The organism is Enterococcus sp. AZ197, from assembly GCF_050556405.1.
GTDB classification, from domain to species: Bacteria; Bacillota; Bacilli; order Lactobacillales; family Enterococcaceae; genus Enterococcus; species Enterococcus faecalis.
This window is the reverse complement of sequence record NZ_CP187873.1, coordinates 1,872,084-1,890,593: the sequence shown is the minus strand read 5'-3', so window position 1 is coordinate 1,890,593 and position 18,510 is coordinate 1,872,084. Positions and strand designations below refer to the sequence as shown.

The following is an 18,510-nucleotide window of genomic DNA, read 5'->3' as shown; positions in this document are numbered from 1 at the left end:
GTTTCAGGCTCTTTCTTATTATTTCTGGAAAAGATTTCAAGAGAATTTTTGAAATACTAGTGAAAATCCTATAAATTGTAGTATAATTTTCAAAGATGAATGAAAGGCGTGAAGTCATTGAAAGACAAACAAGTGTATGCAGTAGTTGACCTTGAAACGACTGGAACAGATCCTACAAGTGATCGGATCATTCAGTTTGGATGCGTTCTCGTTCAAGATGGAAAGATTATTGCGAACTTTGCGACAGATGTGAATCCCAATCAAGTAGTACCAAAACAAATTCAAAGTTTAACGGGGATTAGTAATACGCAAGTTCAAAAAGCGCCTTATTTTGAAGATGTAGCACATACAATTTATCATTATCTGGAAGATACTATTTTTGTGGCGCATAACGTCCACTTTGATTATAATTTTTTAGCTCGTGAACTGGTACGGTGTGGCACGCCGCCACTTACCATTCCAGCCATTGATACAGTGGAATTGGCACAGATTTTTTTACCGACAGAAAAAAGTTTCCGTTTAAGTGATTTGTCGGAAAGTTTAGGTTTGTCTCATGAGAATCCCCATCAAGCAGATAGTGATGCGCAGGTTACAGCCGAACTTTTGTTATTAATTCAAGAAAAAATGAAATCTTTACCATTAGTCACTATGGAAAAAATTGCAGAATTAAGTCAACAGACAGCGCGGGAAACCAGTACTTTTATTCAACAAACGTATGAACAAATGAAAAAACAAGTCACACCATTAAATCCAGCTTATCAAGTGGTCAGTGGCATTGCTTTACGCAAAAAAGAAGTTCCTCTTTTTGAAGAAACGTTCTATCAGACTAGCACGTATCCCAAAACTAAAAAAGCCAAAGAAAAACTGTTTGGCGAACGTTTCGCTTATCGTGCGGAACAGAGTCGGATGATGAATTTAGTCTATGATCATTTTACAGAAGGAACGACAAAAGATTTATTTATTGAAGCGGCGACTGGAACGGGAAAAACTTTAGGCTATCTGTTGCCGATGAGCTATTTAGCAACGCCAGAAAAACCAGTCATCATTTCAACAGTTTCGATTGTTTTACAAAATCAATTAGTGGAAAAAGATTTACCATTAGCCAACCAAATCTGCCAAGGGAAATTACGAGGCATTGTTATTAAAAGCCATCGACACTATCTTGATTTACAACGCTTTAAGGCAACGTTGAATCAGCCAACTCCGCAAAAACAATACGCTCTTTATCAAATGGGCGTTCTCGTCTGGTTGCTAGAAACAGAAACGGGCGATTTAGATGAACTACAATTGACGAATTTAAATCATTTATTCTGGAAAGAAGTTACACATCGCGGATTGGATTTTCTTTCAAAAAAAGATGAACTTTATGAAGTTGACTTTTTAAGACATCTGTATAAAAAAGTCGCTCAAAGTAACGTGTTGATTGTTAATCATGCATTTTTGGCGCAAGAGTCGCTAAGAAAACAACCGTTATTACCTGAAAGTCCGTGGCTAATTATTGATGAAGCACATCATTTACCAGACATCGCTAGTCGGATGGCGAGCGAACGAGTGAACAGCGTGATACTAAAAAAACAAGTCACGCATTTTGTTGAAAAAGAACAACTTTTTGTTGCTTTACAGCAAATTTTTCAACAGTTTTCTGAAGAGCAGCGGTTTGTAAAAATTTATCAGCAAGGTTTACTGGATTTTGTGGATGAATGGCAAGATTTTCTTTTTGAATTGCATCGTTTATTTAGTAAAACGCAGAAGCGAATAGACCATCAGGAGTTGCTTTTAACCAAAGAACGTATTGATTATTTATCTGCTGCGGGAGAAAAACATAGTCAAACGCTCCAGCTTTTACTGCAGGAGTTGTTAACTATTCAAAGTAAGTTACAGCAAACAATTATGAGTCAGTTGGAAACCTTTAGTTTGGCTGATCGCATCGTTTTTGTTCGCTTGTTTCAATTTTTTGATGAAATTGAACGTATTCACCACTGTTTTACCATTTATCTTGATGATTGGCGTCCACGTTGGGTAAAAGAATATTTACCACAAAATGAAGACCATGGCTTGATTGAAATTCATGACTTAGAAGCTAGTTTGCTTCCTGAAACAAAGTGGTATCCGCGGTATGAACGAATTATTTATACAAGCGGCACATTGAAGTTTGGCAACAATAAAAAGTATTTACCGCAACGGTTAGGTTTAACAGAGGTGACGTTCAAAACCCTGCCAACGCCATATAACTATGCAGAAAATGCGCGAGTCTATGTACCGGAAGAAGCAGTAGCCATTCAAAATGCCTCTTCCTATGAGATGGGTCAATACATTTCAGATACCATTGAAAAATTGATGGCGCAAGAGGAACGTTCGATGTTGGTTCTTTTTACTTCGCATGAATTATTGTCCACCGTGTATCATCAAGTCCAGCCAAGATTATTGGAAAAAGGACAAGAGGTCCTCGCCCAAGGGATTAGCGGCAGTCGTGAAAAAATTCTTAAACGGTTCTCTAATGGAAAACCAAATGTCTTGCTAGGAGCCGATAGCTTTTGGGAAGGTGTGGACTTACCAGGAACAGCTTTACAGTTATTGATAGTCACGCGTTTACCTTTTGAAAACCCGAAACGACCACTTGTGCAAGCAAAATATGCGTATTTAGAAGCAGAAGGGATACAACCATTTGCTCAAGAAGCGGTACCGAAAGCAGCCTTACGTTTGCGACAAGCACTGGGCCGTTTAATCCGTTCTGAAGAAGATAGAGGGGCATTGCTGATTCTGGATCGTCGTTTAGTCACTGCAAAATATGGCAAACGATTAATCAAAGCGTTTCCCAAGGGACTCTCAGTAAAAGAAGCGCCCATGCCTGAAATTTTAGAAGAATTAAAGGAATTTTTAAACAAATAATCGATTATTTTTAGGTCATATTTGTGAAAGGCCGCTATTTTTCTGCTATAATAAGACCCAGTAAGTTTAGAGAGGATGGAAGGATTTTTGGAGGAATTAGAAGAAAAGAAAGAGAAGAAACGGATTACTGTCCTTTTAACCCTATTGGCAATCCTTTTAGCAATTCTTGTAACAATAATTATCTTTTTTGTACGAACCAATCAACCAATGGCTCAAGCCAAAAAAGAAGCAACCGCAATTGCCAAAACTTCTGCTAATTTAGAAACAGTTGATAAATTTTACTGGTTTACACGCAAAAATACGTATTTTACTTTAACCGGCAAAAATGATAAAGGCACAGAGATTGTCGTGATTGTCCCTAAATCGGGAGAAAAAGTCACGGTCTTAAATCAAAAAGATGGTCAAACTGAACAACAAATAACAGACATTGTTGCTAAAGCCCATCCCGATGAATCGGTGATGAAAGCTACGTTAGGGCTTTATGATAAGCGCCCTGCATGGGAAGTGGTCACCGAAAATGATCAAGGAGTACTAACGTATTATCTGATGAGCTTTGATAAGGGCGAAGAGATCAACGTTGTCAAAGATATTTAATTTAGATAGGTTTTGATGAAAGTGGGAGTGAAAGGTGTATGAACGTATCAAATCGAGCACAGCAATTGACTCCTTCTGTTACATTAGCAGCTGCCGCCAAGGCGAAAGCATTAAAAGCAAAAGGTGTAGATGTTTTAAGCTTAACGGTTGGGGAACCAGATTTTGTAACCCCGAAAAATATTCAAAAAGCAGCAATTGCTTCAATTGAGGATGGAAGAGCAAGTTATTACACACCTTCTGGCGGCATTCCTGAATTAAAGCAAGCAATTGTCTCTTATGTGGAACGAGAATATCAACTTCGTTATCAACCCAAGCAAGTTATTGTGACAGATGGTGCCAAATATGCGCTGTATCTATTATTTCAAGCCATTTTGAACGTTGGGGACGAAGTGATTATCCCTGTCCCTTATTGGGTAAGTTATGGTGAACAAGTCAAATTAGCAGAAGGCAAGCCAGTATTTGTATCAAGCACGCAAGAGCAATCATTTAAAGTGTCAGTCGCACAATTAGAAGCTGTACGAACGGACAAAACAAAAGCAATCATTTTAAATTCACCATCTAACCCAACTGGTGTTATTTATACGGAAGAAGAATTACGCCAAATTGGTGAATGGGCAGTTGCTCATAATATCCTCATTATTGCAGATGATATTTATGGTCGTTTGGTGTACAATGGACATCGGTTCACACCAATTGCAACCATCTCAGAAGCAATTCGTCAACAGACAATCATTATTAATGGTGTTTCCAAAACATATGCAATGACAGGCTGGCGCATTGGTTTTGCAGTCGGTGATGAAAAAATTATTCAAGCAATGACACAACTCGCTTCACAATCCACCAGTAATCCAGTCGCGGTTAGCCAATATGCGGCAATTGAGGCTTTAACAGGTGAACAGTCGACAGTTGAAGACATGCGTCAGGCCTTTGAAAAACGCCTGAATCATATCTATCCAAAAGTAGCAGCTTTGCCAGGTGTTTCGCTAATAAAACCTGAAGGCGCCTTTTATCTATTCCCGAATGTCAAAAAAACGTTAGAAATTTGTGGGTATGATAACGTGACTAACTGGGTGGAAGATTTATTACAAGAAGCGCATGTTGCTCTGGTAACGGGAGAGGGCTTTGGTGCACCAGAACATGTGCGGATGAGCTATGCGACAGATTTAATGACGTTAGAAAAAGCGATTGAGCGAATGAATGACTTTATAGAAAAGAAACGAATTCAGCACAACGCCTAAAAGAATAAACTAAGAAATGAACGGAGAGACAAACGTGGAACAAATTCAAATTATTGATTCAAACAAACATGTTGGAGAAACAGTAAAAATTGGCGCTTGGATTGCTAACAAACGCTCAAGCGGAAAAATTGCCTTTTTACAATTACGTGACGGGACAGCCTTTTTCCAAGGTGTCGTGTTCAAACCAAATTTCATTGAAGCCTTTGGTGAAGAAGCTGGTACAGAAAAATTCCAAGAAATTAAACATTTATCACAAGAAACAGCAGTGATGGTCACTGGTGTTATTAAAGAAGATAGTCGTTCTAAGTTCGGCTATGAAATGGATATCACTGATTTAGAAGTCGTTGGCGCTTCAGAAGATTACCCAATTACGCCAAAAGAACACGGCACAGATTTCTTAATGGATCATCGTCATTTATGGTTACGTTCAAGCAAACAGCATGCAATCATGTTAGTTCGTAACGAAATTATTCGTGCTACTTACGAGTTCTTTAACGAACAAGGATTCATTAAAATTGATAGCCCAATTTTAACAGGTTCAGCACCAGAAGGCACAACAGAATTATTTGAAACAGATTACTTCGGACAACCAGCATTCTTATCACAAACAGGTCAATTATATGCAGAAGCTGGTGCGATGGCATTTGGAAAAGTCTTTACTTTTGGACCAACTTTCCGTGCGGAAAAATCCAAAACTCGTCGTCACTTAACGGAATTCTGGATGATTGAACCAGAAATGGCATACACAACTCATGAAGAATCACTAGATATTCAAGAAGCCTACGTAAAACATTTAATTAAATCGGTATTGAAAAATCAACAATATCCATTGGATGTTTTAGAGCGTGATACAGCGTTACTGGAAAAATATGTTTCGGAACCATTCAAACGTATTACTTACGATGATGCGATTGAGTTATTACAAAAAGAAGAAGCAAACAATGATTATGATCACATTGAATGGGGCGAAGACTTTGGTAGCCCACATGAAACCTTTATTTCAAATTACTATGGCGTTCCAACATTCATTTTAAATTATCCAAAAGCAATTAAAGCCTTCTATATGAAACCACATCCAACACGTGAAGATGTTGTAATTTGTGCCGATTTAATTGCACCAGAAGGTTATGGTGAAATTATCGGTGGTTCAGAGCGTGCAACTGATTATGATTATTTGAAAGAAAAAGTAGCTGAGTTTGGCTTATCAGAAGAAGAATATAGCTGGTATTTAGATTTACGTAAATACGGTTCTGTACCACATTCTGGCTTCGGATTAGGTTTAGAACGTGCTGTTACGTTCATTACTGGTAATGAACACATTCGTGAAGCGATTCCGTTCCCACGTATGTTAAACCGTATTTATCCATAGAGAACAAATAAAAAAGAGAACTTCGGCAAAAGCCGAAGTTCTTTTTTTAATTCTGCCATAATTTTTGCATCTGGTCCAAAATATCAATGACTTCTGTCGTGAAAAATAAGGAGCGGTTGGGTTGAGTACCTTTGATTGCTTCAACCATATTGTAGATTTCATAATTCATGGCTTCAGCTGAGTACCCAGAAACGATGGTCTCAACTGTACCGTCATTGTAGTGAACGATTGCTTCATCTGCACGTGGATAATCTGTAATGGTAATATAGGCATCTTCAAAAGCAACAATTCCTTGCTTTGGCATTTTTGCTTGGAATGTTAATGAAATAGTAGCCAACTCATTTTCTTTATTCCGAAGCAATGTCACCGATTGTTCATCAACGCCAGTAGAGAAGGGAACCATGCTAGAAGCTAAAACGTCTGGCTGTGAGCTGAGAAACCAACGAGCAAACGAAACCGCATAAGTACCAATATCTAACAATGCGCCGCCTGCTAAGTCAGGATTAAAAAAGCGATTTTTAGGATCGGGTTCTTTGTAACTTCCAAATGGTGCTTGAATCATTTTTAACTGACCAAATTTGCCAGCATCCATCAAGCGACGTAATTCGTCGTATAGTGGCATGTTAAAAATAGTCATGGCTTCTGCTAAAATAAGGTCATTTTTTTCTGCAACTGCCAAGGCTTGTTTTAATTCTGCCGCGTTCATCGTAATAGCTTTTTCACACAACACATGTTTTCCGGCCTGGAGCGCTTTTAAAATGTGTTCAGCATGTTGTTTATTTGGCACTGCTATATAAACAACATCGATTGTTTCATCTGCTAGCAATTCTTCATAAGAACCATAGGCTTTAGGGATTGAATAATCAGCGGCAAATTGTTCTGCTTTAGTCAATGTCCGTGAAGCAACAGCTGCAAGTTGGCTAGTTTCTTGTTTAAACGTTGAAGCAAATTCGTGGGCAATCCCACCTAATCCGACGATGCCCCATTGATATAATTTTTTTGTCAAAAGAAGTCCTCCTAATCTATGCAATTTCTTCAAATCTTCTTCATTATTTATTATACTGTAAACAAGAGAAATTAGAAAACAAGGACAATTTTGTAAATATGATAAAATCCAGAGATAAAAAGATGCTTTTTTTAGAGAATTTCAGTAAAATAGAAAATGGAGGCGAATGATTATGCATCAAGTTTATGTAGATATTATTGTTGACGCAATTATTGAACAGTATCAAACAGAAGAAAATTTTTACTCCGCTTATCAAATTCAAGCAGCCGATTGGCAAGCTTGGAAAGAAGGCCAATTTGGTTTGGACAATGAAGTCATGCAAAAAATTAAGAATTTGTTTACGGATTATGAGTGGATGCTGACTCAAAAAATACTCCGCCAAACCATCTTATTTCCGGAAAAACGTAACCTAGCTGTTTCGGAATATAAACGGTTAAAAACAACAATTGCCAAAAAATGGCTACAATCTGATTTGGGCGTTGTAGAATTAATTCCTAACAATAAACAGGAACAAGAAATTGCTGCTGGTTATATTGATTTGAAAGTGACGCTGGCCTATGGCGAATGGGGTTTTGATGACATTATTACATTCCGGTTACCAGCTACGATTCAACGACAATTGGAAGGTTCAAAAGTTGAATTATTAGATTGGGTCAATGAAAATCTGATGGATACTTACGTAGGTGAATAACGAATAGGAAGGATGGTCTTTTGAAATACACAATTGCTGGGATTTTATCTGTGATTATTATGTTTGGTGCGGTAATTTTTGTCTTTTTTGGCAAAAAGCCAGTTGAAGAATCTGTTCACACATCAACTGAAACAACAGTGAAATCATCCACTAAAATTTCTGAAAGTAGTACAGTTTCTTCAACTGCTACCACTGAATCAAGTACTGAAATCACGAGCGTAAGCAGTGATGAAAGTTGATAATTTTCTGTGAAAATGATACAATTATTCGGTTATAGTAACAAATGAAATCAATCACGAAAGTGAAAGATAGTGAAACATTTTATCGGAAAATAAAAGATGAAGTGGGGAATTAATGAAGTGAGCAACTATCAGAAAAAAAGAAAAGAGCAGCTGAATTTGCCAAAGTTATTCTTAGGCGTAGTTGTCGTCGGTTTGGCCTTTGTCTTTTCGTTATCTGTCCTTTCTGATTCAGATAAGGGACAAAGCGAGTCAGTCAATCGCCAAAATGAAAACATCTCAAAAGAAGAATTTGTTGCTGAAATCACACCGTATGCACGTGAATTACAAGAATCTTACGGGGTATTACCAAGTATTATTATGGGGCAAGCAGTTTTAGAATCAAATTTTGGACAAAGTCAATTAGCATCGAAATATAACAATCTTTTTGGGATTAAAGCATATGGCAATCAACCAAAAGTCAATTTAGAAACAAAAGAGTATGTCAATGAGGTCTGGATTACGATTCAGGGTGATTTTCGAGTTTATGACAATTGGGAAGAATCCATGCGAGATCATACCAAGTTATTTGTTGATGGGGTCGATTGGGATCCAAATTTATATGAAAAAGTCTTGTTAGCCAAAAATTATAAAGAGGCTGCACAAGCGCTTCAAGATGCTGGATACGCAACGGATCCTACATACGCTGATAAGATCATTCATGTAATTGAAGAATACAATTTAAATAAATACGACCGTTAAGCATGGAGGAACGATGACAATGAGCGAAAAGTGGATTCCAGAAATTATGACGCCGCTGAAACAAGATATTGTAAAAATGCCAGAGATTATTCGGCAAGCCAGTGGCATTAAAATTTTTGGCCGTAAAATAAAATCAATTATTTTTACGACAGATATTGCGATTATCCGCAATACGGATGCACAGGCAGTGATTGCTGTATATCCTTTTACACCGCATCCAGCGATTACAAAAGGCATTATTGAAGCAGCGGATATTCCTGTCTTTTCAGGAGTCGGCGGCGGTTTAACGCAAGGCATGCGTTCTGCTTATATGAGTTTATTTGCAGAAGCACAAGGCTCAATGGGTGTCGTTTTGAATGGTCCTACACCAATTGAAACAATTAAAATGGTGGATGAAGCAATCGATATTCCTATTATCAGCACAGTAACTTCTATTCATACACCAATTGATGAAAAACTTGCGGCTGGCGTGGATATGATTAATATCAGTGCAGGAAAAGACACTGCAGCCACCGTACGCTATTTCCGTGGCAAGTATCCAGAATTACCGATTATTGCAACAGGAGGACCAACTGAATCGAGTATTCATGAAACCATTATCGCCGGAGCGAATGCTATTACATATACGCCCCCTAGTAACGGTGAATTATTCAGCAAAAAAATGAAAAAATATCGTGAACAAGAAAAAGCAACCGATGAAGAATAAAAAACGCTTTGGCAGTCTATCCTGCCAAAGCGTTTTTAGCTATTTAATGTTCGCTTTTACGGAACAATGGAAGAATGAACCAATTATTTGAAAATTCTAATGAAAAAAAGTTGTTAAACCATTGAAAGTTAGAGATTTTTGTACTATCCTAGAGAAACATAGAAGCTTGTATAAGGTCAAAATACGGTTGACCGTCTCTACCCAGCACCGTAAATGCTGGTCTATAAGTGAAGAAGAGCGGATAGCCCTTTTTTGCTTTGGCAAAATGGGCTTTTTTCTTTTGTTAGAACACGAATATAAATAGCACTTTGTTTTATTTCGTTCGTTTTTAACGAACCGTCCTTTCCTCAGGATGAGAACAAAGCATCTATCGAAAAATAAGTAAAGGAGTTCATATTGTGAAGGAATTAGTCGAACGTATTAAAAATGATGGCCGTGTATTAGGTGAAGGTGTTTTAAAAGTAGATAGTTTTATTACGCACCAAGTGGATCCAGAATTAATGGAGGCTATGGGTAATCGTTTTGCTGAGGTTTTCGCAGAAGCAGGCATTACCAAAGTAATTACAATTGAAGCATCAGGAATCGCTCCTGCCTTATACGCAGCGCAAAAATTAGGCGTGCCAATGATCTTCGCTCGTAAGGCAAAAAGTTTAACCATGGATGAAGAGCTTTTAACGGCTTCAGTTTATTCATTTACAAAACAAGTGACAAGTCAAATTTCCATTTCAAGAAAATTTTTATCTGATGCTGATAAAGTGTTGATTATTGATGACTTTTTAGCTAACGGACAAGCTGCCAAAGGATTGGTAGAATTATGCCAACAGGCTGGTGCAAAGGTTGAAGGAATTGGTATCGTAATTGAAAAATCATTCCAAGATGGTCGTCAGTTATTAGAAGACATGGGCTTAAATGTAGTCTCTTTAGCACGTATTGCTTCATTAAGTGAAGGAACGGTGACGTTTTTAGAGGAGGATGCATAATCTTGGAAACAAAACAATTGAATACACCACAACAGACGGAAACACCAAATGGGAAAGCCGCCGTTTTAGGATTGCAACATTTATTAGCGATGTATGCTGGAGCAGTTGCCGTACCTTTATTAATCGGAACCGGCTTGAATTTTGATTCGCAACAAATGACGTATTTGATTTCAATCGATATTTTTATGTGCGGCGTTGCGACACTTTTACAATTAACGGTGAATAAGTTTTTTGGGATTGGCTTGCCAGTCGTTTTAGGTTGTGCCATTCAAGCAGTTGCACCTTTAATCATGATTGGTACGAACAAAGGGGTTGGTGCAATTTACGGTTCAATTATTGCTTCGGGCATTTTTGTCGTTCTTATTGCAGGATTTTTCTCAAAAATTAAACGTCTATTTCCGCCTTTAGTCACCGGCACAGTCATTACAGTTATTGGTTTGACCTTAATTCCTGTTGCTGTTGAAAAAATGGGTGGCGGCTTAGCAACGGACAAAAGTTTTGGTGATCCTAAAAACTTGCTCCTCGCATTTGTAACAATTGCCTTAATCATTGTTGTGCAAGTTTGGGGACGTGGCTTTATCAAGTCAATTGCCGTGTTAATCGGCCTAGTCGGTGGCACAATTTTAGCTGCGTTTCTGGGATTAGTGGATTTGTCTCCTGTTGGTCAAGCTACGTGGTTTCATTTTCCACAGCCATTTTATTTTGGCAAACCAACGTTTGATCTTTCTTCTATTGTGTTGATGATTATTATTTCAATTGTTAGTATGGTTGAATCAACAGGTGTTTATTTTGCCTTAGGAGATATTACAGGGAAGAAAATTGGCGAAGATGATTTACGTCGTGGGTATCATGCAGAAGGTTTAGCCGTCATTTTAGGGGGGATTTTTAATACGTTTCCTTATACAGGTTTCTCTCAAAATGTCGGGTTAGTTCAATTATCTGGGATCAAAACACGTCGACCAATTTATTTTTCTGCTTTTTTCTTAATTATTTTAGGCTTATTACCAAAAATTGGTGCGATGGCCCAAATTATCCCAGAGCCGGTTTTAGGCGGCGGAATGCTGGTTATGTTTGGAATGGTGGCTGTCCAAGGAATGCGCATGTTGTCAAAAGTTGACTACTCAAATGACAAAAATTTATTAATTATTGCCATCTCGATTGGCTTTGGTTTAGGCTTTAATATTATGCCGACGCTCTTTAATAAAGTACCAGAAACTGTTAGCATGTTTACTGGTAATGGAATTGTCATGAGCAGCATTACCGCAATTATTTTAAATCTTTTATTCAATGGTTTAAAAGAAACCTCAGAAAGTAACGAATAGTTTCAAAAAAGTATGATAGATAAGGTCAGGTGGCTTTTCTTTCATACTTTTTTGACCTCATCATCGTTTAGAAAAATTTAATGTTTTCATCAATTTGAAGAGAAAAAGAGAAAAAAGCTTGGTTACAAAGAGACGAGTAGTAAGTTACCGCTGTTTTATCCTAAAGTATGTTAATAAATTCTGATGAGAAAACCTAAGGGAAACACTGCTGGCACTTGAAGTTGAGCCTTTTTCCTTGTATCATGTAAAAAGAGCACTCTTAAAGGCTAGACTGCGACGAGAAACCGCAGAAGGATTTTAAGGATAAAACTGTGATGGAAAGTTGTGATGAACTTGGATAAACCACTATTACCTGGTCAAGTGATTGGTATCATTGGTGGCGGACATTTAGCAAAAATGATGGCCCTTAGTGCAAGAGAAATGGGGTTTCGAGTGGGTGTGCTAGATCCACAAATTGATTGTCCTGCTGCACAAGTTGCCGATTGGCAATTATTAGGAGCATATAATGATCCTGAAGCGTTAGAGAAATTGGCAAAACGTGCCCAAGTGATTACGTATGAATTTGAACATGCAGATGTTGATGCGTTAACAGCGATTCAACATTTGGCGAATATACCGCAAGGAACAGACATTTTAGCGATTACGCAAGATCGCTTAATGGAAAAAAGTTTCTTGGAAGATAATAATATTGTAATTGCACCTTATGCAACGATTGTTAGTCCGACTGATATTCAAGAAGCAATTGATGGCATTGGTTATCCGTGTATCTTGAAGAATACGCGAGGGGAAGGTCGTTATGTACTACATAGTACTTCAGACTTAGCGCCATCCATGAATCTTCTGAGAGAAGGAACCTGTGTCTTGGAAGCTTGGATTCCTTACGAAAAAGAATTATCTGTTCTGATTTCTGGTAATGGTCGTGGCGAATTTGCGACATTTCCAGTTGTGGAAACAATTAAAAAAGAGCGTACGCTACATGAAACGATTGCGCCAGCCCGAATTGATGACGAAGTCAGTGGTGAGTTGCAACGAATTGCTAAGGTGATTGCTAAAGCAGTTGGTTTAGTCGGCACCCTTTCAATTGAAATGTTTTATACAGAAACAGGCGGGATTTATGTAAATAAAATTTTACCTCGTCCAGAAGATGCTGGGAATTTTTCTATAGATGCTTGTTCTTTTAGCCAATATGATACGCATATTCGTGGTTTATGTAATTGGCCAATGCCAACGATTCAACTGTTGTCAGAAGCGGTTACGGTCAATGTGCTTGGAAATGAAGCCTATGAAACGATGGACATTATTAATGAACATCCAGATTGGCATTTCCACTATTATGGCCACAGTGAAGCAAAAGCGCAACGAGCGATGGGGCATATTACTATATTAACCAAAGAAATCGATGAAACACTGGAAGAAATTAAAGAAACAAAGATTTGGTCGTAATTATTTTTCAAAAATTGAGGAGTAAAGAGGGGATAAGGTACAATGATTGATCGTTATACAAGACCCGAAATGGGCGCAATTTGGACAGATGAGAACCGCTACAAGGCATGGCTAGAAGTTGAAATTTTGGCGGATGAAGCTTGGGCAGAACTTGGCGAAATTCCTAAAGAAGATGTACAAAAAATCCGAGAAAATGCATCATTTGATGTTGCACGTATTTTAGAAATTGAAGCAGAAACACGTCATGATGTTGTCGCTTTTACTCGTGCCGTTTCAGAAACGCTTGGTGAAGAGCGAAAATGGGTACACTATGGGTTAACCAGCACAGATGTTGTGGATACTGCCTATGGTTATCTATTGAAACAGGCGAATGATATTTTACGGAAAGATTTACAAACATTTACGGAGATTGTCGGAGCCAAAGCCAAAGAGTATAAACATACGGTCATGATGGGAAGAACGCATGGTGTTCATGCAGAACCGACTACATTTGGTTTGAAATTAGCGTTGTGGTATTCTGAAATGAAACGCAACATTGAACGTTTTGAACATGCAGCCAAAGGTGTTGAAGCGGGTAAAATCAGTGGAGCCGTAGGTACCTTTGCCAATATTTCACCATTTGTTGAAGAATATGTTTGCGAACATTTGGGGATCCGTGCTCAAGAGATTTCGACACAAGTTTTACCACGTGATTTACATGCAGAATATGTTTCTGCCATGGCATTAATTGCGACAAGTATTGAAAAATTTGCAACAGAAATTCGTGGTCTACAAAAATCAGAAACACGTGAAGTAGAAGAATTTTTTGCAAAAGGACAAAAAGGATCTTCGGCAATGCCGCATAAACGGAATCCAATTGGTTCTGAAAATATGACTGGCTTGGCACGTGTGATTCGTGGTCATGTCATTACTGCCTTTGAAAATGTGAGTTTATGGCATGAACGAGATATTTCTCACTCGTCTGCTGAACGGATTATTATTCCCGATACGACGATTTTACTAAATTACATGTTGAATCGTTTTGGTAATATTGTCAAAAACTTAACGGTCTTCCCAGAAAATATGAAGCGTAACATGGATGCGACCTATGGACTAATTTACAGCCAACGTGTCTTGTTAAAATTGATTGACCATGGCATGACACGTGAAGAAGCGTATGATCTGGTCCAACCAAAAACAGCTTACGCATGGGATCATCAAACGGCGTTCCGTCCGTTGCTAGATGCGGATGAAAAAATTACATCTGTCTTATCAAAAGAAGAGCTAGATGATGCCTTTGATTACCATTATCATTTAAAAAATGTTGACACGATTTTTGAACGTGTTGGTTTAGGATAACAAGAAAGCGAGAAGAAGGATGATTCTTCTCGCTTTTCTCTTATAATGTTATAAACTGAAGGATTAAAAAACAAACGTATTGTTAAATACGTTTGTTTTTTTCTATACTTTTTTCGATTTATCCTTTATAATGTAACTTAAATAGTTACATTAGCTATTTAATGCAAACAAAGGAGGAGAAGTATGGATAAACAACAGCGAGGCATTCAAGTGATTAGAATTTGGCTAGGGGTGACGATGCTAATTCATGGAGTGATGAAAGTAACGTCATTGGAAGATACTTTAGCGTTTTTTGCTAGTATTGGTTTGCCAAGTCTTTTTGTTTATGGTGTAGCAGCAATTGAATTAATTGGTGGATTATTTATGATTATTGGCTTTTTAATTCCTTTGGTATCAGTAGGATTCATAGCAGTTTTAGTCGGAGCTATTTTTTCTTTTGGTTTGGCAAGTGGTTTTAGTGGTTATGAGTACGAATTATTTTTAGCGATAACCAGTTTGGCTATTTTGGTTAGCTATGCCGATAAAAAGTATCTTACGTTAAAACTTTATTTTTAATAAATCAAAGCAATAAAGAGTTGGTCAAACTAGTTGTGATTGCGAAAAAGCCCTAAAACAGTGATATTTAGTTGTTTTAGGTTTTTTTTATCAAAAAAGGTCAAAAAAGGTCAATTTATTTATTGACCTTTACTGACCAATGGGGTATAATAAATTTATAAGGTTTACGAATACCTTAACTTTTGAAGAAATCCATCAAAAGTCGGATAATAATAATTGTAAAGAATGTTAAAATAAAAAAGACAAAATAATAAACGGGAGGGATCGTTTATGAATATTGAAAAAATGACAACCACGCTTCAAGAGGCGATTGCTGAAGCTCAAAAAGTTGCGGTGACACGGCAACATCAAGAAATTGATATCGCACATTTATGGAAAATTTTTCTTCAACCAAACCATTTTGGACGTAATTTTTACACAGATGCTGGTTTAGATGTTGACGCATTTGAACGAGAAGTAGATAACGCGTTAGATGAATATCCAAGTGTGGCAGGCGGTAATGTGCAATATGGTCAAAATTTAAGTCAAAATTTGTTCCATTTATTGCAAGAAGCTGATTCACTTCGAGAAGAATTCCAAGATGAATTTTTATCAACCGAAATTGTACTTTTAGCTTTAATGAAATTGAAAAATTATCGTTTAACAAAATATTTAATGCAACAAGGCATTACGGAAAAAGAGTTAAGAAAAAATATTGAAGAGATGAGAGGAGGAGATCGTGTGACTTCTCAAAACCAGGAAGAACAATATAAAGCACTAGAAAAATACGGTGTTGACTTAGTACAACAAGTAAAAGCAGGAAAACAAGATCCAATCATTGGTCGTGACGAAGAAATTCGTGACGTTATTCGGATTTTATCAAGAAAAACTAAAAATAATCCAGTCTTAATTGGTGAACCAGGTGTTGGTAAAACAGCGATTGTTGAAGGATTAGCACAACGAATCGTTCGTAAAGATGTTCCCGAAAACTTAAAAGATAAAACCATTTTTTCTTTAGATATGGGTGCCTTAATTGCGGGAGCAAAATTCCGTGGCGAATTTGAAGAACGGTTAAAAGCTGTTTTAAAAGAAGTGAAAAAAAGTGATGGCAAAATCATTTTATTCATTGATGAAATTCATAATATCGTCGGAGCTGGTAAAACTGAAGGCAGTATGGACGCCGGGAATTTATTAAAACCGATGCTAGCACGTGGTGAATTGCATTTAATCGGTGCCACAACGCTTGATGAATATCGCCAATATATGGAAAAAGATAAAGCCTTAGAACGTCGTTTCCAAAAAGTATTAGTCAAAGAACCAACAGTAGAAGATACAATTTCTATTTTGCGTGGCTTAAAAGAACGATTTGAAATTCACCACGGCGTGAATATTCATGACAATGCTTTAGTTGCTGCCGCTACTTTATCCGATCGCTATATTACTGATCGTTTCTTACCAGATAAAGCGATTGACTTAGTCGATGAAGCAAGCGCAACGATTCGAGTGGAAATGAATTCGATGCCAACAGAGCTCGATCAAGTAACACGTCGGTTAATGCAACTAGAAATTGAAGAAGCGGCCTTGAAAAAAGAATCAGATGATGCAAGTAAAAAACGGTTAGCCAACTTGCAAGAAGAATTAGCAGATTTGCGTGAAGAAGCCAACTCAATGAAAATGCAATGGGAAACGGAAAAAGAAGAAGTTAATGCGGTTTCCAACAAACGTGCAGAGATTGATAAAGCAAAACACGAATTAGAAGATGCTGAAAATAATTATGATTTAGAACGAGCTGCTGTTTTGCGTCATGGAACAATTCCACAATTAGAACATGAATTGAAAGAATTGGAAGAAAAGAACGCTAAAGATAACGTCAAAATGGTACAAGAATCGGTTACTGAAAACGAAATTGCGCAAGTGGTCGGTCGTTTAACCGGCATTCCTGTGACAAAATTAGTTGAAGGCGAACGAGAAAAATTAATGAAACTGAATGAAACATTACACAAACGTGTGATTGGTCAAGATGAAGCCGTCGATGCTGTTAGTGATGCGGTGATTCGTTCAAGAGCAGGCTTACAAGATCCAAATCGCCCACTCGGTTCGTTCCTTTTCCTAGGACCAACTGGTGTTGGTAAAACAGAACTTGCTAAAGCTTTAGCTGAAGATTTGTTTGATTCTGAAGATCATATGGTACGGATTGACATGAGTGAATACATGGAAAAACATGCCGTGTCTCGTTTGGTTGGTGCCCCTCCAGGCTATATTGGTTATGAAGAAGGTGGCCAGTTAACAGAAGCTGTTCGTCGAAACCCTTATACAATTGTCTTATTAGACGAAATTGAAAAAGCGCACCCAGATGTCTTTAATATCTTATTACAAGTTTTAGATGATGGTCGTTTGACAGATTCTAAAGGTCGAGTCGTTGATTTTAAAAATACGGTTTTAATTATGACAAGTAACATCGGCTCTCAGCTTTTATTGGAAGGTGTGACACCTGAAGGAACAATTCCAGAAGAAGTTGAAAATCAAGTCATGAATATTCTGAAAGGACACTTTAAACCAGAGTTCTTAAACAGAATTGATGATACTATTTTATTTACACCATTAAGCTTGGATAATGTGAAAGGAATCATTGGTAAAATGACCGCACAACTTGCTCATCGTTTAGAGCAACAAGAAATTGTGTTGGAAATCACTGATGAAGCTAAAACATGGATTGCTGAAAATGGGTATGAGCCAGCTTATGGAGCTCGTCCGTTAAAACGTTTCATTACTCGCGAAGTCGAAACACCATTAGCAAAAGAAATTGTTTCTGGTCGAGTAATGCCAAAAACAAAAGTCACGATTAGTCTATTAGACAATCAATTAGTTTTTGAAAATGAACCGATAGAAGAAGTATAAAAAAAGAACGAGCGAATTCGCTCGTTCTTTTTTTATTATGACAATCGTTGCTTAATTTCTTCCAACAAATCCTCTTCTGAAGAAACAACCCGACCATTCAATTTAATCAAACCAACTGTGTAAAGGTTTAAATAATGGAATTGATTTTCAGCGACTTCGTTCAAAGCATCAAGCTTTTGGTGATTATCAGCACCTTGTTGGCGGCTGTCTGTGTAAAGGGCAACCACCGGGATTCCTTTGGCATAAGCAACACCAATTTCGGAAGCTACGCCCGCATCAATGGTTGGACCGTCTAATAAAGCAACCAATAAGTCGCTAGCAAGGACGTTTTCTGTATCTGCTAAGGCAATCATTTTACTATCGGCATAAGCAGATTTGTCGTTAATCGCCGCATTTTTTTGTGGTAAATAAAGATCGATTGTTTTATCCAATTGTCGAATTTGTTCGACTAAATAGGCATTATAACGTAAGTCAGCTTGCGAAAATAAAGGTCCTGCAAAATAAATTTTTGTCATTTGTCTG

The 18,510-nt window shown here is 37.5% G+C and carries 16 protein-coding genes and 1 riboswitch; of the genes, 14 read left to right on the top strand and 2 right to left on the bottom strand.

Going from position 1 to position 18,510, the window contains the following annotated elements; all coding sequences use genetic code 11:
• Positions 1–99 precede the first annotated feature (99 nt).
• The 4 genes from IGK82_RS09110 to asnS all read left to right on the top strand — a co-directional run bounded on the left by IGK82_RS09110 (position 100) and on the right by asnS (position 6,090).
• The gene (locus IGK82_RS09110) at positions 100–2,889 is read left to right on the top strand and encodes an ATP-dependent DNA helicase DinG (protein ID WP_016622087.1); all 2,790 of its coding nucleotides are present in this window, start codon (positions 100–102) and stop codon (positions 2,887–2,889) included.
• Positions 2,890–2,964: 75 nt separating this feature from the next.
• Positions 2,965–3,483, top strand: coding sequence for a DUF5590 domain-containing protein (locus tag IGK82_RS09105; protein WP_002382785.1), 519 nt, complete (start codon positions 2,965–2,967; stop codon positions 3,481–3,483).
• 38 nt (positions 3,484–3,521) lie between these two features.
• Positions 3,522–4,721: a pyridoxal phosphate-dependent aminotransferase gene (locus IGK82_RS09100; RefSeq protein ID WP_002359774.1), complete on the top strand. Its 1,200-nt coding sequence runs from the start codon at positions 3,522–3,524 to the stop codon at positions 4,719–4,721.
• 16 nt (positions 4,722–4,737) lie between these two features.
• Positions 4,738–6,090 carry an asparagine--tRNA ligase gene (asnS, locus tag IGK82_RS09095; RefSeq protein ID WP_002376912.1) on the top strand — a complete coding sequence of 451 codons (1,353 nt, stop codon included), beginning with the start codon at positions 4,738–4,740 and terminating at the stop codon, positions 6,088–6,090.
• 46 nt (positions 6,091–6,136) lie between these two features.
• Here the strand turns inward: asnS and IGK82_RS09090 are convergent, their stop codons facing one another.
• Positions 6,137–7,096, bottom strand: a complete 960-nt coding sequence (locus tag IGK82_RS09090; RefSeq protein WP_002389307.1) for a Gfo/Idh/MocA family protein — start codon at positions 7,094–7,096, stop codon at positions 6,137–6,139.
• A 166-nt stretch (positions 7,097–7,262) separates the two neighbouring features.
• Here IGK82_RS09090 and IGK82_RS09085 point away from each other — a divergent pair, with 166 nt between their 5' ends.
• From IGK82_RS09085 to clpB, 10 genes are all read left to right on the top strand, one after another.
• Complete coding sequence (locus tag IGK82_RS09085; protein WP_002382789.1) at positions 7,263–7,787, top strand: hypothetical protein; 525 nt, start codon at positions 7,263–7,265, stop codon at positions 7,785–7,787.
• A 59-nt stretch (positions 7,788–7,846) separates the two neighbouring features.
• Positions 7,847–8,026, top strand: a complete 180-nt coding sequence (locus tag IGK82_RS09080; RefSeq protein WP_002384259.1) for a hypothetical protein — start codon at positions 7,847–7,849, stop codon at positions 8,024–8,026.
• Positions 8,027–8,125: 99 nt separating this feature from the next.
• Complete coding sequence (locus tag IGK82_RS09075) at positions 8,126–8,767, top strand: glycoside hydrolase family 73 protein (RefSeq protein ID WP_016622086.1); 642 nt, start codon at positions 8,126–8,128, stop codon at positions 8,765–8,767.
• 19 nt (positions 8,768–8,786) lie between these two features.
• Positions 8,787–9,473, top strand: a complete 687-nt coding sequence (locus tag IGK82_RS09070; protein WP_002356802.1) for a hydrolase — start codon at positions 8,787–8,789, stop codon at positions 9,471–9,473.
• A 146-nt stretch (positions 9,474–9,619) separates the two neighbouring features.
• Positions 9,620–9,717, top strand: a riboswitch (purine riboswitch).
• 154 nt (positions 9,718–9,871) lie between these two features.
• Complete coding sequence (locus tag IGK82_RS09065) at positions 9,872–10,453, top strand: xanthine phosphoribosyltransferase (RefSeq protein ID WP_002356804.1); 582 nt, start codon at positions 9,872–9,874, stop codon at positions 10,451–10,453.
• Between the two features lie 2 nt (positions 10,454–10,455).
• On the top strand, positions 10,456–11,775 hold the full coding sequence (locus IGK82_RS09060) for a nucleobase:cation symporter-2 family protein (RefSeq protein WP_002382793.1): 1,320 nt from the start codon (positions 10,456–10,458) through the stop codon (positions 11,773–11,775).
• Positions 11,776–12,102: 327 nt separating this feature from the next.
• Positions 12,103–13,218 carry a 5-(carboxyamino)imidazole ribonucleotide synthase gene (purK, locus tag IGK82_RS09055; RefSeq protein ID WP_016622085.1) on the top strand — a complete coding sequence of 372 codons (1,116 nt, stop codon included), beginning with the start codon at positions 12,103–12,105 and terminating at the stop codon, positions 13,216–13,218.
• 42 nt (positions 13,219–13,260) lie between these two features.
• Positions 13,261–14,556, top strand: coding sequence for an adenylosuccinate lyase (gene purB / locus IGK82_RS09050; protein ID WP_002356808.1), 1,296 nt, complete (start codon positions 13,261–13,263; stop codon positions 14,554–14,556).
• 183 nt (positions 14,557–14,739) lie between these two features.
• A complete protein-coding gene (locus IGK82_RS09045) occupies positions 14,740–15,111 on the top strand; it encodes a DoxX family protein (RefSeq protein WP_002359784.1) in 372 nt (123 codons plus the stop codon).
• Positions 15,112–15,381: 270 nt separating this feature from the next.
• Positions 15,382–17,988 (top strand): ATP-dependent chaperone ClpB, encoded by a 2,607-nt coding sequence (gene clpB / locus IGK82_RS09040; RefSeq protein ID WP_002362158.1) that lies wholly within the window; start codon positions 15,382–15,384, stop codon positions 17,986–17,988.
• Positions 17,989–18,023: 35 nt separating this feature from the next.
• Here clpB and IGK82_RS09035 read toward each other — a convergent pair whose 3' ends face one another.
• Positions 18,024–18,503: a nucleoside 2-deoxyribosyltransferase gene (locus tag IGK82_RS09035; protein ID WP_010825395.1), complete on the bottom strand. Its 480-nt coding sequence runs from the start codon at positions 18,501–18,503 to the stop codon at positions 18,024–18,026.
• Positions 18,504–18,510 lie beyond the last annotated feature (7 nt).

Bases quoted from the DNA above. Each gene is read 5' to 3' on its own strand.
- IGK82_RS09110 (WP_016622087.1), top strand. From the start codon at position 100: ATGAAAGGCGTGAAGTCATTGAAAGACAAACAAGTGTATGCAGTAGTT.
- IGK82_RS09105 (WP_002382785.1), top strand. From the start codon at position 2,965: ATGGAAGGATTTTTGGAGGAATTAGAAGAAAAGAAAGAGAAGAAACGG.
- IGK82_RS09100 (WP_002359774.1), top strand. From the start codon at position 3,522: ATGAACGTATCAAATCGAGCACAGCAATTGACTCCTTCTGTTACATTA.
- asnS (WP_002376912.1), top strand. From the start codon at position 4,738: ATGAACGGAGAGACAAACGTGGAACAAATTCAAATTATTGATTCAAAC.
- IGK82_RS09085 (WP_002382789.1), top strand. From the start codon at position 7,263: ATGATTATGCATCAAGTTTATGTAGATATTATTGTTGACGCAATTATT.
- IGK82_RS09080 (WP_002384259.1), top strand. From the start codon at position 7,847: ATGTTTGGTGCGGTAATTTTTGTCTTTTTTGGCAAAAAGCCAGTTGAA.
- IGK82_RS09075 (WP_016622086.1), top strand. From the start codon at position 8,126: ATGAAGTGGGGAATTAATGAAGTGAGCAACTATCAGAAAAAAAGAAAA.
- IGK82_RS09070 (WP_002356802.1), top strand. From the start codon at position 8,787: ATGAGCGAAAAGTGGATTCCAGAAATTATGACGCCGCTGAAACAAGAT.
- purK (WP_016622085.1), top strand. From the start codon at position 12,103: ATGAACTTGGATAAACCACTATTACCTGGTCAAGTGATTGGTATCATT.
- purB (WP_002356808.1), top strand. From the start codon at position 13,261: ATGATTGATCGTTATACAAGACCCGAAATGGGCGCAATTTGGACAGAT.
- IGK82_RS09045 (WP_002359784.1), top strand. From the start codon at position 14,740: ATGGATAAACAACAGCGAGGCATTCAAGTGATTAGAATTTGGCTAGGG.
- clpB (WP_002362158.1), top strand. From the start codon at position 15,382: ATGAATATTGAAAAAATGACAACCACGCTTCAAGAGGCGATTGCTGAA.
- IGK82_RS09035 (WP_010825395.1), bottom strand. From the start codon at position 18,503: ATGACAAAAATTTATTTTGCAGGACCTTTATTTTCGCAAGCTGACTTA.